The organism is Acinetobacter sp. LF10, from assembly GCF_048585715.1.
Classification (GTDB): domain Bacteria; phylum Pseudomonadota; class Gammaproteobacteria; order Pseudomonadales; family Moraxellaceae; genus Acinetobacter.
The window spans coordinates 2,743,568-2,757,996 of sequence record NZ_CP184160.1 but is presented as its reverse complement, the minus strand read 5'-3'; the positions used below and the strand labels follow the sequence as shown (position 1 = coordinate 2,757,996).

Annotated in this window: 14 protein-coding genes; 8 read left to right on the top strand and 6 right to left on the bottom strand. The window is 40.3% G+C overall.

Going from position 1 to position 14,429, the window contains the following annotated elements:
• Positions 1-77 precede the first annotated feature (77 nt).
• The 6 genes from ACN19N_RS13270 to ACN19N_RS13245 all read left to right on the top strand — a co-directional run bounded on the left by ACN19N_RS13270 (position 78) and on the right by ACN19N_RS13245 (position 7,757).
• Positions 78-905, top strand: coding sequence for a hypothetical protein (locus ACN19N_RS13270; RefSeq protein ID WP_420001524.1), 828 nt, complete (start codon positions 78-80; stop codon positions 903-905).
• A gap of 108 nt (positions 906-1,013) precedes the next feature.
• A complete protein-coding gene (locus ACN19N_RS13265) occupies positions 1,014-1,928 on the top strand; it encodes an RsiV family protein (RefSeq protein WP_420001523.1) in 915 nt (304 codons plus the stop codon).
• A complete protein-coding gene (locus ACN19N_RS13260) occupies positions 1,928-2,743 on the top strand; it encodes a TatD family hydrolase (RefSeq protein WP_420001522.1) in 816 nt (271 codons plus the stop codon). The genes ACN19N_RS13265 and ACN19N_RS13260 overlap by 1 nt, the downstream gene beginning before the upstream one ends.
• Positions 2,744-2,870: 127 nt before the next feature.
• Positions 2,871-5,627 (top strand): aconitate hydratase AcnA, encoded by a 2,757-nt coding sequence (acnA, locus tag ACN19N_RS13255; RefSeq protein ID WP_420001521.1) that lies wholly within the window; start codon positions 2,871-2,873, stop codon positions 5,625-5,627.
• A gap of 110 nt (positions 5,628-5,737) precedes the next feature.
• Positions 5,738-6,925 (top strand): MFS transporter, encoded by a 1,188-nt coding sequence (locus ACN19N_RS13250; protein WP_420001520.1) that lies wholly within the window; start codon positions 5,738-5,740, stop codon positions 6,923-6,925.
• A 61-nt stretch (positions 6,926-6,986) separates the two neighbouring features.
• Complete coding sequence (locus ACN19N_RS13245) at positions 6,987-7,757, top strand: tRNA threonylcarbamoyladenosine dehydratase (protein WP_269239657.1); 771 nt, start codon at positions 6,987-6,989, stop codon at positions 7,755-7,757.
• Positions 7,758-7,787: 30 nt separating this feature from the next.
• On the opposite strand, the gene ACN19N_RS13240 is transcribed toward ACN19N_RS13245, so the two are convergent.
• The gene (locus ACN19N_RS13240; RefSeq protein ID WP_004658972.1) at positions 7,788-8,270 is read right to left on the bottom strand and encodes a hypothetical protein; all 483 of its coding nucleotides are present in this window, start codon (positions 8,268-8,270) and stop codon (positions 7,788-7,790) included.
• Between the two features lie 336 nt (positions 8,271-8,606).
• Between ACN19N_RS13240 and ACN19N_RS13235 the strand changes: the two genes are divergently transcribed.
• On the top strand, positions 8,607-9,002 hold the full coding sequence (locus ACN19N_RS13235; protein ID WP_269228870.1) for a GNAT family N-acetyltransferase: 396 nt from the start codon (positions 8,607-8,609) through the stop codon (positions 9,000-9,002).
• A gap of 9 nt (positions 9,003-9,011) precedes the next feature.
• On the opposite strand, the gene dusA is transcribed toward ACN19N_RS13235, so the two are convergent.
• The gene (gene dusA / locus ACN19N_RS13230; protein ID WP_420001519.1) at positions 9,012-10,028 is read right to left on the bottom strand and encodes a tRNA dihydrouridine(20/20a) synthase DusA; all 1,017 of its coding nucleotides are present in this window, start codon (positions 10,026-10,028) and stop codon (positions 9,012-9,014) included.
• A gap of 135 nt (positions 10,029-10,163) precedes the next feature.
• Here dusA and ACN19N_RS13225 point away from each other — a divergent pair, with 135 nt between their 5' ends.
• On the top strand, positions 10,164-11,306 hold the full coding sequence (locus ACN19N_RS13225; RefSeq protein WP_420001518.1) for a site-specific integrase: 1,143 nt from the start codon (positions 10,164-10,166) through the stop codon (positions 11,304-11,306).
• Here ACN19N_RS13225 and ACN19N_RS13220 read toward each other — a convergent pair.
• The 4 genes from ACN19N_RS13220 to ACN19N_RS13205 form a co-directional block, all read right to left on the bottom strand.
• Positions 11,290-11,562 carry a pyocin activator PrtN family protein gene (locus ACN19N_RS13220; RefSeq protein ID WP_151869626.1) on the bottom strand — a complete coding sequence of 91 codons (273 nt, stop codon included), beginning with the start codon at positions 11,560-11,562 and terminating at the stop codon, positions 11,290-11,292. The two genes, ACN19N_RS13225 and ACN19N_RS13220, sit on opposite strands and share 17 nt — an antisense overlap.
• A gap of 1 nt (position 11,563) precedes the next feature.
• On the bottom strand, positions 11,564-12,538 hold the full coding sequence (locus ACN19N_RS13215) for a hypothetical protein (protein WP_420001517.1): 975 nt from the start codon (positions 12,536-12,538) through the stop codon (positions 11,564-11,566).
• Between the two features lies 1 nt (position 12,539).
• Complete coding sequence (locus ACN19N_RS13210) at positions 12,540-13,769, bottom strand: hypothetical protein (RefSeq protein WP_420001516.1); 1,230 nt, start codon at positions 13,767-13,769, stop codon at positions 12,540-12,542.
• A 381-nt stretch (positions 13,770-14,150) separates the two neighbouring features.
• Entirely contained in the window at positions 14,151-14,366 is a 216-nt protein-coding gene (locus ACN19N_RS13205) for a helix-turn-helix transcriptional regulator (RefSeq protein ID WP_420001515.1), read from the bottom strand.
• Positions 14,367-14,429 lie beyond the last annotated feature (63 nt).

Below are 14,429 nucleotides of genomic sequence, written 5' to 3'. Positions count from 1 at the left end.
TGATGCTCCTCCCTTTTATAAAGGGTGAGCTGCGGTTGTAGCAGCGTAAGGGAGGGATTAAAATAAAGGATGATGAGATGAATACTTTAAAACCACTTTTTGCTGTCAGTATAATGATTGGAATGATGGCTTTAACGGCATGCGATCATCCTAAAAACAATGAGACTGATACAGCTCAAAACAAAAATCAAGTATCAACTCATACTGAAAAAGCCGAAGTCCTGCCATACCTCAATATGCAAGAAGCCAAAGCCGATTATGCCTTACCGTTCTGTGAAAAGAAGAACTGTATTGATGTTGATATTCAAACTATCAAAACCCAAGATGCGTGGCTTAACACATGGATTGCAAAAAATCAGGCCAATGTGATTCAACAACAAATTGAGCAAAACAAGAATTTAACCTTACAGCAAGCCGTGAATGCTTATGTGAAAAAGTCAGATGAATGGCAAGATAAATATTCTAAAAATAAAGCGTATGAGCTGCGCTTAACGACACGTATTGCTTCACAGCGTAATCAGTATGTGTTGTTGCAAATTGGCGTTGATACACAGCAAGAAGATATTGCGGTTAAAGACAGATTTTACTTTTTCGTTGCTGATCGTAAGTTACAGAAAAATCTAACAATACTCGATGTGATACAGAAAAATCAGCAAAATGAATTAAATAATATTATTCAAGCACACTATCAACAATGGATTGAAAAACAAAGTACAGAAGTGAAGAAACAAGTTCCTAAAAAACTGTATTGGGGGCAGGCAGATTGGTTCTTCGATGGAGAAGGAATCGGTTTGCATTATCGTGCCAATGAAATAAGTAAAGATGCACCGCAGTTAGATATTTATTTAACGACCGAACAAAGCAAACAGATGCTACAACCTGAAATTTATCAGCAAATGTTTTAATCTACTTGCTTGAGTTTCGTATAGAAATTGCATGCGCTTATAGCGGTTTTGCTTTAACTTCGATAGCATTTAAAAATCTTGTGTAATAACAATACTGATAGGTTTTAAATGAAAGCATTTTATAAATATAGCATTCTTGCAGGTGCGATTTTGCTTGCTGCTTGCCAGCCGAAATCAGAGCCGAAAGAATCACAGGATAAACCGACAGATCCGCCAGTGGTACAGCAAACTGCTGAGCCAATTCTGCGTGGTGAAACCGTGAAATTGCAGGTAAATTTACCTGAATGTAAAGGCAATACTTGTCCAGATTTCACAGTTGAACGATTACAAAGTAATTTCCCATTTATTGATCAGTTACTGGATCAACAGATTCTCAATCAACTGAGTAAAATGCTCGATGTCGTTGATGCTGATACCGCAGCAGCATCCGCACCCAAAACGGCTGAACAAAAAACAGGTTTAGATACTCAAGCACAAGCCTATGCGAATGCTTTTGTAAAGATTGATGAAGAGTTAAAAGCGCTCAGTAGTAGTCATCAGATCAGTCTGATGATTAAGCCTAAAATTTTGCAACCGAAAGGCAAGCTGGCAACTGTAGTGTTAAATAGCAGCAGTTATTTGGGTGGAGCGCATGGTTCAACCTCACAACGCTACTATAACTTTGATTTAGCGAACCAAAAACAGATTCAATTGCATGACCTATTATTACCGAAGCAAAAAGCAACTTTAGACAAACTGGCGCACGAAGCCTTTAAAATGTGGATTGTCGATTCAAAACTAGCAACTGATCCAAAAGAATATGAACAGGCTTGGCCATTCCAAGTCACTGATAATTTCTTATTGGGTGAACAGGGTTTAATTCTGCAATATGGCGAATATGAGATTGGTCCTTATGTGGTCGGTTTACCGCGGTTAGTGATTCCATTTAGTGAATTGCAGGGTGTTTTAAAACCTGAATATTTGCCAAAAATTGATACGCCAGCAGCGTCTACCCCTGCTGCAAGTACGCCAAGTCAAAGTTAATGCAACTGTTCGATACCCATACCCATTTTGATGTTGCCGATTTTGATCATGATCGGCAACATCTAGCCGAACAAGCAAGACGGGTGGGTGTCGATGCTTTAGTGCTAATCGGTTTTGTTGAATCACGATTCAATGAACTGATCCACACCCATCAACAATTACACGCTTGGGAAAATGTGCCATGTTCTTATCTGGCGCCTGGCTTACATCCATTTTATATTGAACAACATCAGCCAGAACATTTACAGCGGCTTGAGCAAGTCCTACAGCAGCATGATTGTGTGGCTGTAGGTGAAATCGGTTTAGATACTTTTTTAAAACAACATAAACAACCCGAACTGTTTGCCAAGCAACAGCACTATTTTAGTGAGCAATTGGCATTGGCAACACAATATCAAAAGCCTGTGTTATTGCATATCCGTAAGGCGCATGCAGAAACGATTGCCATTTTAAAAACACAAAAATTCAAATTGGGTGGCATTGCCCATGCGTTTAGTGGTGGTGTCGAAGAAGCCAAAGCCTTGGTTAAATTGGGCTTTGCAATTGGGGTGACAGGACAAATCACCAATCCGAATGCCAAAAAGCTGCATCAAGTGCTACAAGCGATAGGCAGTGAAAATCTGGTGATCGAAACCGATTGTCCAGATATGACACCGTTGTGTTGCCAAACTTCGAGCGAGCATCGTACCCGTAATACCCCTGTGAATTTACCTTATGTGCTGGAGAGTTTGGCTCAGTCCCTTAACCAGCCTGAATTACAGCTGGCTGCACAACTTTGGCAAAATTCACTGACTGCGTTGCGACTTAAATTTTAAGAGAATAAGCAAATAATCTCGTTAAAAATAAGATAACCAAAAGGGAACACACTCTTTTCTAAACAGGCTTACATTAAAGGAAGAACATCATAATAAATAAACTCGCCAATACTGGGAGGGTAACCGAATGGCTAGATATAGCAAAATCAATAGTTTTAATGCATTACAGACACTCACCGTTGGTTCGACATCCTACCAAATTTATAGTTTAGCTAGAGCAACCGAAACACTTGGCAATATTGATAAATTGCCAAAGTCTTTAAAAGTTTTACTCGAAAATTTACTTCGTTTTGAAGACCAAAAAAGTGTAAAAGTGCAGCATATTCAGGCCTTGGTCGATTGGCAGAAAACCAAAAGTTCAGATCAAGAAATTCAATATCGACCTGCACGGGTACTGATGCAGGATTTTACGGGTGTTCCAGCAGTGGTCGATCTGGCTGCGATGCGTGCCGCAATGGCACAGGCTGGCGGTGACCCCAATCTGATTAATCCTTTATCTCCTGTGGATCTGGTGATTGACCATTCGGTGATGGTGGATCATTTTGCTGATGAAAATGCGTTTGCCGAGAATGTTGAAATTGAAATGCAACGGAATGGTGAGCGTTATCAATTCCTGCGTTGGGGACAATCTGCCTTTAATAATTTTAGTGTGGTGCCACCTGGTACAGGGATTTGCCACCAAGTCAATTTAGAATATTTAGCGCAAGCTGTCTGGTTAGGTGATGATGAAGGTCAGGTGTTTGCCTTTCCAGATACCTTAGTTGGAACAGATTCACATACCACTATGATCAATGGACTAGGGGTTTTAGGCTGGGGTGTGGGGGGTATTGAAGCCGAAGCAGCAATGCTCGGGCAGCCTGTATCCATGTTGATTCCAGAAGTGATTGGATTCAAACTCACAGGCAAGTTGAATGAAGGTATTACTGCGACCGATTTGGTTCTGACCATTACCCAAATGCTGCGTCAAAAAGGCGTGGTGGGTAAATTCGTTGAATTTTATGGTGATGGATTGGCTGATTTACCATTGGCTGACCGTGCGACCATTGCCAATATGGCACCTGAATATGGAGCAACCTGTGGTTTCTTCCCGATTGATGACGTGACATTGGGGTATTTAGCCCTAACTGGTCGTAAACAAGAACGTATCGATTTAGTCGAAGCCTATAGTAAACAACAAGGCTTGTGGCGTCATGCAGGCGATGAACCTGTATTTACCGATACCTTGAGTCTGGATATGAGTACCGTACAAGCCAGTCTGGCTGGGCCAAAACGTCCACAAGATCGGGTTTTGTTGGGTGATGTTCCGAAAACATTTAATGCATTGATGGAGCTGAATTTAAAACCTGCGAAAGAAGCCAAAGAACGTTTAGAGAATGAAGGCGGCGGAGGTACGGCTGTTGAAGCCAAGAAAGCGAATTTAGCGCATGAAGAACCCTCTTGCAGCATTGAAGGTAAATCTTATCCATTGAATCATGGCGATGTGGTGATTTCCGCGATTACTTCATGTACCAATACCTCTAATCCAAGTGTGATGTTAGCTGCGGGGCTATTGGCTAAAAAAGCAATTGAAAAAGGTCTGCAACGTAAACCATGGGTGAAAAGTTCATTGGCGCCGGGTTCTAAAGTGGTCACTGATTATTTAGCTGCTGCAGGTGTAACGCCGTATTTGGATGAGTTGGGTTATAATTTGGTTGGTTATGGTTGTACCACCTGTATTGGTAACTCAGGGCCTTTACCTGAACCCATCGAAGAAGCGATTCAATGCCATGACTTAAATGTTGCTTCCGTACTTTCAGGCAATCGTAACTTTGAGGGACGTGTCCATCCATTGGTAAAAACCAACTGGTTGGCGTCTCCACCTTTGGTCGTGGCTTATGGTTTAGCAGGGAATATCAGAACTGATCTAACCACACAACCGATTGGGCAAGACCAAAATGGACAAGATGTTTATTTGAAAGACATTTGGCCAAGTCAGTTTGAAATTGATCAAGTACTGCAAAAAGTGAATACTGACATGTTCCATAAAGAATATGCAGCGGTGTTTGATGGTGATGCAACTTGGCAGGCGATCCAGATTCCACAAAGCCAAACTTATGCGTGGCAGGATAATTCGACTTATATTCGACATCCGCCATTTTTTGAAGAAATTAATCAGCCTCCGAAGGCCATTCGCAATATTGAACAGGCACGCATCTTGGCGGTATTGGGCGATTCAGTCACCACCGATCATATCTCTCCAGCAGGGAATATCAAAAAAGATAGCCCAGCAGGACGTTATTTACAGCAGCAGGGAGTTGAACCGAAAGATTTCAACTCTTATGGTTCTCGACGTGGTAATCATGAAGTGATGATGCGCGGAACTTTTGCCAATATCCGAATTAAGAACGAAATGCTGGGTGGTGAAGAAGGTGGAAGTACCATTTTCATTCCAACAGGTGAAAAGCTGGGGATTTATGATGCATCCATGCTGTACCAGCAACAGAAAACACCGTTGCTGATTATTGCAGGTAAGGAATATGGCACAGGTTCGTCACGAGATTGGGCTGCAAAAGGGACTAATCTCTTAGGTGTTAAAGCGGTCATTGCTGAAAGTTTTGAACGGATTCACCGTTCTAATTTGGTCGGCATGGGCGTATTTCCATTGCAGTTTATAGATGGTCAAACCCGTCAATCCTTGAACCTCACTGGCCGTGAAGTACTGTCGATTCATGGCCTATCTGATGATATCCAACCACATCAAACGCTAGATATTCAGGTGCTACGAGAAGATGGCAGTCAAGACCAATTCAAAGTGTTATGCCGCATTGATACCTTGAATGAGGTGGAATACTTTAAAGCAGGCGGTATCTTGCATTATGTATTACGCAATCTGATTGCTGCATAAAGAAACACACTCTTAAATCAAAGATGAAAGCTGGTCTTTCATCTTTTTTTGTTTGAATTTCAAGCATTCAGCGTTAAGGTAGTCAAGCCCGATTAAATTGGATAAAGGCTTTGAATCAGTTACCACGCTATGTTTATTACCTTTTGGCTGCGCAGGCATTTAACTTAATTGCTGCTGTTCTGTCTGTTACTGTAGCTGCAATTGTGGGATTGAAATTAGCGCCAACACAGGCTTTGGCTACGGTTCCGTATGGTTTGCAGTTTTTAGCGATGTTACTGACCACCTTTATTTTTTCTTTTTTAATGAAAAAGTTTGGTCGGCATGTGGTATTTCAATTTGGTTGTGTCTGCCTATTCTTGGCCGGTATTTGGGGCTATCTGGCTCTACAGCAGCAACAGTTTTATCTATTATGCCTGAGCCATTTTTCACTGGGTTTATTTATCTCAACTGCGAATTTTTATCGCTTTGCTGCTTCTGATCGGCTAGCAACAGATTTAATTCCGAAAGCCACCGCGATGGTCATTTCGGGTGGTGTGGTTGCTGCGGTTATTGCACCCATGTTGGCAATCCAATTTCAGCAGGTAGCAGGTTTACCCGATTTCACTGCGATCTATTTCATCTTTAGTGTCTTAGCCTTGTTGCTTTCTCCGATCTTGTATCTATGGAACAAAAAATTCCAACGCCAGCAGATACAGCAAGTGCTGATTGAACCAACCCAGCGTAGCAAACTGCCAAGCACTTTAATTATTGCTGCCGTAATCAGCGGTGCATTTGCCTACTATATTATGAATGTCATGATGATTATGTCCTCCTTGCATCTCAAGGAGCATCACTCATTTCATTATGCTTCGATATCGATTCAGCTACATGTATTGGCGATGTTTATTCCATCCTTCTTTGTCTCTAAACTGATTCAAAAATGGGGCACATACACCACGATTTATGTTGGTTTTGCTTTGTTGATGTTATCGTCTTTAATTCCAATGTTTGGACAGGTCGGCATCTATATTAATGCTGCCTTGATCGTGTTGGGCGTGGGCTGGAATTTTGCTTATTCAGGTGCATCAACCTTGTTAGCAGGTCTTAACGAGCAGCAAAAACATCGTGTCCAAGGCATCAATGAAACAGGAATTGCCTTATTTGCGACCTTAGGGGCATTTTTACCTGCACCGATTTTGAGTAGTCTCGGATGGATCAATGCAAACCTGTTGGCTCTATGCATGAGTCTGATCGTTTTTATCTTGTTGGTGATTTTAATTCGCCGAGATCAACCTTCAAGTAAAGTTTCAGCGGGTTAACCTAAAACCAGTTAAACACGGTAAAATAGTGCTTTGATTTAAAAGATAGACCACGACTGTGATGACCGATGTTCCTGTAAATGATGAATATGAGCGCCGTTTTGCTGGTGTTGCCAAAATTTATGGAGAAAATGCATTTTCGCATTATGAACAAAGTCATGTCATGGTGATTGGAATTGGTGGCGTTGGCAGTTGGGCGGTTGAGGCACTGGCACGTACAGGGATCGGTGAGTTGACTTTGGTCGATATGGATGTGGTAGCAGCATCGAATATTAACCGTCAATTACCTGCGATGAGTTCGACACTCGGACAAGAAAAAATCGAAGTGATGGCGGAGCGTTGTCGCCAGATCAATCCACGCATGAAAGTGAATGTGATTGATGACTATCTGACGCCTGATAATGTCAAAGAGATTTTAAATCCAGTACCCAGCATTGTTCTGGATTGCATTGATGACGTCAAAGCCAAACTTGCCTTAATGCTGCATTGTCGTTTTAACAAAATCCCGTTAATTGTTTCGGGTGGTGCAGGAGGAAAACTCGATCCACTGAAGATTCGCGTGGCAGATTTGTCCAAGACCGAACAAGATCCAATGTTGGCAAAGTTACGCACGCAACTGCGTTCAAAAGGGATTTGTAAAAAACCAAAAGAGAAATTCGGAATCACTTGCGTGTATTCGATCGATAACCCATTTTCCAGTGCAGATGTTTGTCCAAGTGCGGGTCTGCGCTGTGGCGGCTATGGTTCTGCGGTGGTGGTGACTTCAAGCTTTGCGATGGTGGCGGTGGCTGAAGTGCTGAAAAAATTAGATGCTAAAAAGCCTAAAACATAATGTTCGTTTAGGCTTTGATTCAGTCTTTTATTAACCAAGGCGGTAATAAGTATAAGTGACGTTTTTGTCTTTATAAACGTCATAGCTAGTCTGCTTAAAATCAGAAACCCATTGTGAGCCTGTAAAACCAGCAATATGACCATACACATGTTTTTTGGTGCGATGAATAATATAAATATCACCTGGCATTGGGTTATCAAAAGCAGGGTCTATTTGCTTATAGCCAATCTTTTGTAGCGTTCCACCCCAATCTGAGGCTGCTATAGGATGTTGTGCAATTTTCGCGCCCGCTGTTTGTAATGCGATACGAATTGATTTGGCACACTTTGCTGAACTATGAAATGAGGAAACACGAGAAAGTTTATCTGAAAACTTCTGTAAGTTAATTTGCTGCGAATTCTTGGATAATGCGTATGGCGGTGTAATATCTGCGGGAGTTTCTCTGAGCATAATGACTGCATTTTGAGTCTGTGCATGCATCATCGAATCTAATGAGGGTGCATCATAAATCATAGTTCAATCTCAACCAATCCTAAAACAACTTTAAAACGGTCGCCAAATTCCGTGGCTCGCAGATATTAAGCGATAAATCTTAAAAAAACTTATTTGCAATGTAATAATGTAACTTTTCGAGGGTGTTGTGAGGAACTTAGCGTAAAAATCACATAAAGAATCTTTTTTATTATCATGAATTTAGTTGTTAATTAGTTTGAATAAAATGATTTGTAAGATTATATTTCTTTTTTGATTGAAAAATATACGCAAGCGCTGATTCAAAGAAACAAAGCTTTGTGATTTAAAAAATAATAAACTATTGTTTATTAAAGTGAAAAATGGAAAGAATAACAAGTGATACGTCCAGCACAAGCAACAGATATCAAGCAAATAGTAGAATTAATTCAGCCATATATAAAAGATTTTGCACTGAATGCAGAGGGTGAAGCAAAATTTAGTCAGGATATGATTAAGAAATTACTTGAAATGCAAAGCATTGAATATTTTGTTTTCGAGAAAGAGTTATCCATTATTGGTGTGATTGCTTATAAACAACCTTCTCATTTGATTCATTTCTTTGTTAAGCAGGATTCACAACAGCAAGGAATAGGTCGTCAGCTTTGGATGTTTTTAGAAGATAAACTTTCTCAGCAACATTCAAAAATTACTGTGAATTCTAGTTGTTATGCACAGCCCGTTTATGAAAATTTCGGATTACGCTATATTCCGATGTGCAAAAGTTATGCGTAGAACATCAAATTAACTTTGATGTTCTCGAACGTAATCTTCAGTACGTTGCATCGCTGTTTGGATATTGATGATTGCATTTTCAATGTCAGCAATCGTTTTGGCATTTCCACCACTGAGAGCCTGACGCCATTTACGTGCGCCTGGTAGATTTTGAAATAAACCTAGAATATGGCGAGTGATAATCGAAAGTGGAGCACCTTCAGCAACGCGTTGATGAATATAAGGCATCATGTGCTGCATGATCTCAAAACGATTAGGTGCTTCCAAATTCCAAAGGTCACCCATCTCCGCCAATAAGTACGGATTATGATATGCCTCACGACCAATCATGACTCCATCAACATGCTGTAAATGTTGTTGTGTTTCTTCAAAGGTCTTGATACCGCCATTAATCTCAATGGTTAGATGTAGGCGTTCTTGCTTTAAACGATAGACATCTTCATAGCGTAATGGTGGAACTTCGCGATTCTCTTTCGGCGATAAGCCCTGCAAGATCGCAATACGTGCATGTACAATAAAATGTGTGCAGCCTGTTGATGCCACCGTATCAACAAAATGCAGCATTTCTTCGTAAGATTGCATGTCATCAATCCCGATACGATGCTTTACAGTTACAGGAATCGATACTGCTTTTTGCATACTATGAATACATTCTGCAACTAAATTGGGTTCAGCCATTAAGCAAGCCCCAATTTTATTGTTTTGCACGCGATCACTTGGACAGCCGACATTCAGATTAACTTCGTTATAACCCCAGTCTTCGGCCATTTTGGTGCAGGTAGCAAGCTCTTGTGGATTTGAGCCGCCAAGTTGTAGCACAATTGGATGCTCTTGCTGATTGAAATCGAGATGGCGATTAGCACCACCGTAAATAATCGCGCCTGTAGTGACCATTTCGGTATACAACACGACATTGGGATTAAATAAACGGGCAAAGAAACGATAGTCTTTTGTGGTCCAATCCATCATCGGGGCAACACTGATGCGAGGTTCTTTCGTACTTTCAATGGTTTTTTTGATATTCATATTAAAAAACATACCTTTACAGTGTTGCATATTTTGGACTATTTCGATTTTTTACGCCTCATTTCGCACCATTATTTTTGAAATTTACACCAAATTACGCCATTATGGTCTTTGGAAAGAGATAAGGCGTAAATTATGGGGACAATTTCACAACGCAAATTGGCGGATGGAACAATACGTTTTCGAGCTGAAATTAGAATAAGCCGTAAAGGCCTTGCAAATTTCAAAGAGAGTAAAACGTTTAGTTCAATGCGACTTGCCCAAAAATGGTTAGCAATGCGTGAAGAGGAAATCGAAGAAAATCCAGAGATTCTATTAGGCAGATCGGATGTGACCAACATCACTTTAGCCAATGCCATAGAGAAATATCTTGATGAAGTTGGCAATGAATATGGTCGTACTAAAACCTACTGTCTTCGCCTAATTCAGAAATTTCCAATAGCGCAGCATATTATCACAAAAATAAAACCAGCAGATATTTCAGATCATGTTGCTTTGCGTAAGAATGGCTATGACAAACTGGATTTAAAGCCAATTGCAACCAGCACCTTGCAACATGAGCTATTACATATTCGTGGTGTATTGTCCCATGCCTCAGTCATGTGGGATGTGAATGTGGATTTGGCTGGCTTTGATAAGGCTACAGCTCAACTAAGAAAAACAAGGCAAATTTCCTCCAGTGGCAAGCGTGACAGATTGCCGACCACGGCGGAGTTAAAAAAACTGACTGAGTACTTTTATCGAAAATGGCAGAACCCTGTATATAGTTATCCCATGCACTTGATCATGTGGTTTGCTATATTTTCATGTCGTCGTGAGGCGGAAATCACAGAGATGCTTCTGGCTGATCATGATGTGGATAATGAAGTTTGGAAAGTTAGAGACCTAAAGAATCCCAAGGGCTCCAAAGGAAATCATAAAGAGTTTAATGTCCTTGAACCATGTCGAAAGATGATTGAGCTTTTGCAACGTAAAGATGTCAGGAAACGTATGCTTAAAAGGGGATACGATAAGGATTTATTGATACCACTTAGCCCTAGAACCATCGGTGGTGAGTTTAGAAATGCCTGTAAATTACTGGGTATTGACGATTTACGATTTCATGATTTAAGGCATGAGGGGTGTACACGTCTTGCAGAACAGGGCTTTACCATTCCCCAGATTCAGCGGGTAAGCCTGCATGATTCGTGGGGAAGTTTGGAAAGATATGTTTCTGTTAAGAAACGGAAAAAGACGATAGAGCTAGCAGAAGTATTACCCTTTATAGGTGAAGAGTAACGTGATCCTTATGAGCTAATGTATATCGTTGCTCCAAGACCTTTGCTAGGTCTTGGATGTGAACAAAATATGGCGCCTTTTGACTTTTATCCAATTTAAAGCAAGAAAAAGGAAATTCCTGATTACGCGCTTTTTCTAGGACTTTTATTTTGCTGAGGTGAGGGTAGTAGTCTCGTACTATCTCATCTAGCAGAACTGTCATTGAACGATATTTCATAAATAGATAGTCAGCTGTATTAAGCTGGAATGCACCCATCTTACAAACCCTCCAAACTTTGAACTTTGACTTTCGTATACAAAACACTAAATGTCGGTTCTACACTCCCAATCCTGTATAGAGCATCAGTCCCTGTAAGGTAAATTCTCAATTGCTTTATCTGCTCTTTGAATGACTGAGTTTTTTTGTGAAAAAGGTTACTCTGCATATAGCCATTTAACAGCGATGGGTCATAGAAGATTTGGTAACCGTGAGTTTGTTCAACAGATAGTTTTATTTTTTCAAAAAAACTTAAGTCTGTCAGGTGCGCAGGACTGTCCAAGAAATCACGTTTGAAAAGAATGATGAATCGTAATTTCATCTGTCTATTGGGTAATGGTTCTTTTTTCAAAAGAACCGCCAGTAATTGCTCACTATCCAGATTATTGATGAAGCCAGTTTTTACATCCTCAATAAATTGATCTAATTGAGGAGAATGCAGGTAAGATGAATCCATTACGGATATGAACTCATAGAATGCGAACCCATTTGATTCTTTCTGGACTGCTTTTAGGGCATCGTTAAGCTCTTGATCACTAAACTTATGAGCATCATCCCAACCTTCTTTTAACTCTTTAAAATGATGAGTTAGCAGAATATCTTGAAATTCACGAATGAAATTAGAGCCTCTTATAGGATCAGTTTTCCAAGAGTGCTGTTGATCAATTAACCCATGTCGCTTTGCTAATCCAATTCCGAGATTTAGTTGGGGGTGTAGCATTACTTTCATGACACCATTCACCCATGGTAAGTGATGTACCCATTGTATTGACTTTATTAGTTTATCTACATTTTCAGGTAAAGTTTGAGGGGGCAAACGGTACGCTGGGAACACAGGTTGACTGGGCAAACGAACTTTCGATAATTCGTTAATAATTTGTCCGATCTCAACTGGGCTTGGGTGTGGTTGAGTGATTCTAGCAATTTTGCTCATATACGCTGAATGTAGCAGCGGAGCATCATTTTTCTTAAACATATTATTTACCTCCGCTTTTTTTATTCACGGAAGATTTATCGTCTTGTGATTGTGATGTTTTACGTGGGCGACCCAGCTTGGACTTTTCTCCAAGAATTTCACTAGACTGAAAACGTCGGGCACCTTTGAGATTTGAAAAGATGAAGAACTGATCGGCTTTACAGATGTAATCAAAAGTTTGAAATAAGTATTCCTGTTTTACTTTGTCTGAATGATGAATCATGCCTATGGCACAACGACGGTATGAATCTTTCTTCATATTGCAGATATAAGTTGTCCCTTGTCCCTTGGTAATGTCTTCATTCCAGATTTCGGCAATTCCCTGCGCAAGCGTAATGTCTTCACGATGTTTGTTCCCATTGAAGTATAGGTAGCCATGTATGTGGAAGCCTGTGCGTACTGAATACTCAAAACGGAAGATATAACCAATCACCTCCTTGAGAATGTGATTGTAGCGTTTCATTTCAAGTAGCTTCTGAATACACTCTTTGAGGTAGGCAAGGTCATCTTTCGAATGAATTTCATCTATACGATAAAAATTTTTGAGTAAAGTTTCTGGATCGCGTTTAAGTGCAAAGTCCATGCGTAAAACCAATACTTTGGAGTAGTTGTCAAAAATCGATTGAGTAAGCTCAATACAGCGTACTTTATTTTCTTGACAATTTGCGGCACGGTCCCGAAGCTTACGCTTGATTATGGGATCGCTCATATAACGACGAATTGAATGAGCAAATTGGTTTACGAGTTTTACGTAGCACTCTAAGCCACTTTGATCTTCGGGATGTATAGATTTTCCACCCCGATGAATGACTTCAATTTCTTCTGCTGTGAGTTGGCTGCGGGCTGACTCAAAAGCAGACCATTCAACACCACCAATCAAGAAAGCAGGCAAAATGTAATACATAAGTTCACTTAAATGTCTGAGAAGTATTTGGGTGTCTTGGTCGCATTCCAAGCGGTGGACAACTTTGTGAGGAGAAAGATGATGCTCTCTGATACGAATCACATCGTCCTCACGATTTTGCCATTTAAAAACTATTTCAACGGCTTTGATGATTTGCCCAGTCCAATAATCAGAATGGCATTGGATGAGTGCTTGTTGGGCATCATCGCTATAAGTGACGAATTGCTGATCTTCTTCGATTTGATTGAGCAAAGCTAGATGAGCTAAAGGCTCATGAGCGGGTTGAGTTTGATTCAGTTTGATTTTAGGGTTACGTTTAATATTCATCGTATGTTCCTCTATTAGGAGAGTCGCATGATCAGCACAGAAATTAGGCATAGCTTTTCCTAAGACACTGTTTAAGGCAGTGTCCACAAAGGAGTATATGTTGATGACGTATGACGGATTGGAGAGCAGGGATACCGTGAGATCAAGTACACATTGCATCTACCAATCAGTGAGTGACTGAATAGGTATTAATCGATAACCAGCACATCAGTTGGTTGTTATTTAGTATATTTAATTAATATATTAAATATTATTTAAACATAAATGATATAAGACCTTTATTCAGTATCACGAGATCATTGTTAAGCTAAAGCCCAAAAGCTGCAGAACAGCGCGAGATTTTGGAAGTGTTAAAACACAGAGTTAGCTCACCGAATCAGGCTAATTTCGTAATGCTGCTTTGGATTCAATCCACTCAAGAACTTCACTCAATCTCCAGCGAGTAGAATGTCCAAGTTTGATTTGTTTGGGAAAAGATGAATCATAACGATCAGACTTCGGATTAAGGCGATCATAGATTGATGATCGTGAAAGACCTGTGAGCTGTTCAAGCTCAGGACATCTAATCATTTGATGTTGTGTTAATAACGTATTCATAGATCCTACCTACGTTTAATGTGGTTAAACAAACCGCTTTGGTTGCGGTAGGAACAAAAATAA

Coding starts and splice junctions, on each gene's coding strand:
- ACN19N_RS13270 (WP_420001524.1), top strand. CDS start 78: ATGAATACTTTAAAACCACTTTTTGCTGTCAGTATAATGATTGGAATG.
- ACN19N_RS13265 (WP_420001523.1), top strand. CDS start 1,014: ATGAAAGCATTTTATAAATATAGCATTCTTGCAGGTGCGATTTTGCTT.
- ACN19N_RS13260 (WP_420001522.1), top strand. CDS start 1,928: ATGCAACTGTTCGATACCCATACCCATTTTGATGTTGCCGATTTTGAT.
- acnA (WP_420001521.1), top strand. CDS start 2,871: ATGGCTAGATATAGCAAAATCAATAGTTTTAATGCATTACAGACACTC.
- ACN19N_RS13245 (WP_269239657.1), top strand. CDS start 6,987: ATGACCGATGTTCCTGTAAATGATGAATATGAGCGCCGTTTTGCTGGT.
- ACN19N_RS13240 (WP_004658972.1), bottom strand. CDS start 8,270: ATGATTTATGATGCACCCTCATTAGATTCGATGATGCATGCACAGACT.
- dusA (WP_420001519.1), bottom strand. CDS start 10,028: ATGAATATCAAAAAAACCATTGAAAGTACGAAAGAACCTCGCATCAGT.
- ACN19N_RS13225 (WP_420001518.1), top strand. CDS start 10,164: ATGGGGACAATTTCACAACGCAAATTGGCGGATGGAACAATACGTTTT.
- ACN19N_RS13220 (WP_151869626.1), bottom strand. CDS start 11,562: ATGGGTGCATTCCAGCTTAATACAGCTGACTATCTATTTATGAAATAT.
- ACN19N_RS13215 (WP_420001517.1), bottom strand. CDS start 12,538: ATGTTTAAGAAAAATGATGCTCCGCTGCTACATTCAGCGTATATGAGC.
- ACN19N_RS13210 (WP_420001516.1), bottom strand. CDS start 13,769: ATGAATATTAAACGTAACCCTAAAATCAAACTGAATCAAACTCAACCC.
- ACN19N_RS13205 (WP_420001515.1), bottom strand. CDS start 14,366: ATGAATACGTTATTAACACAACATCAAATGATTAGATGTCCTGAGCTT.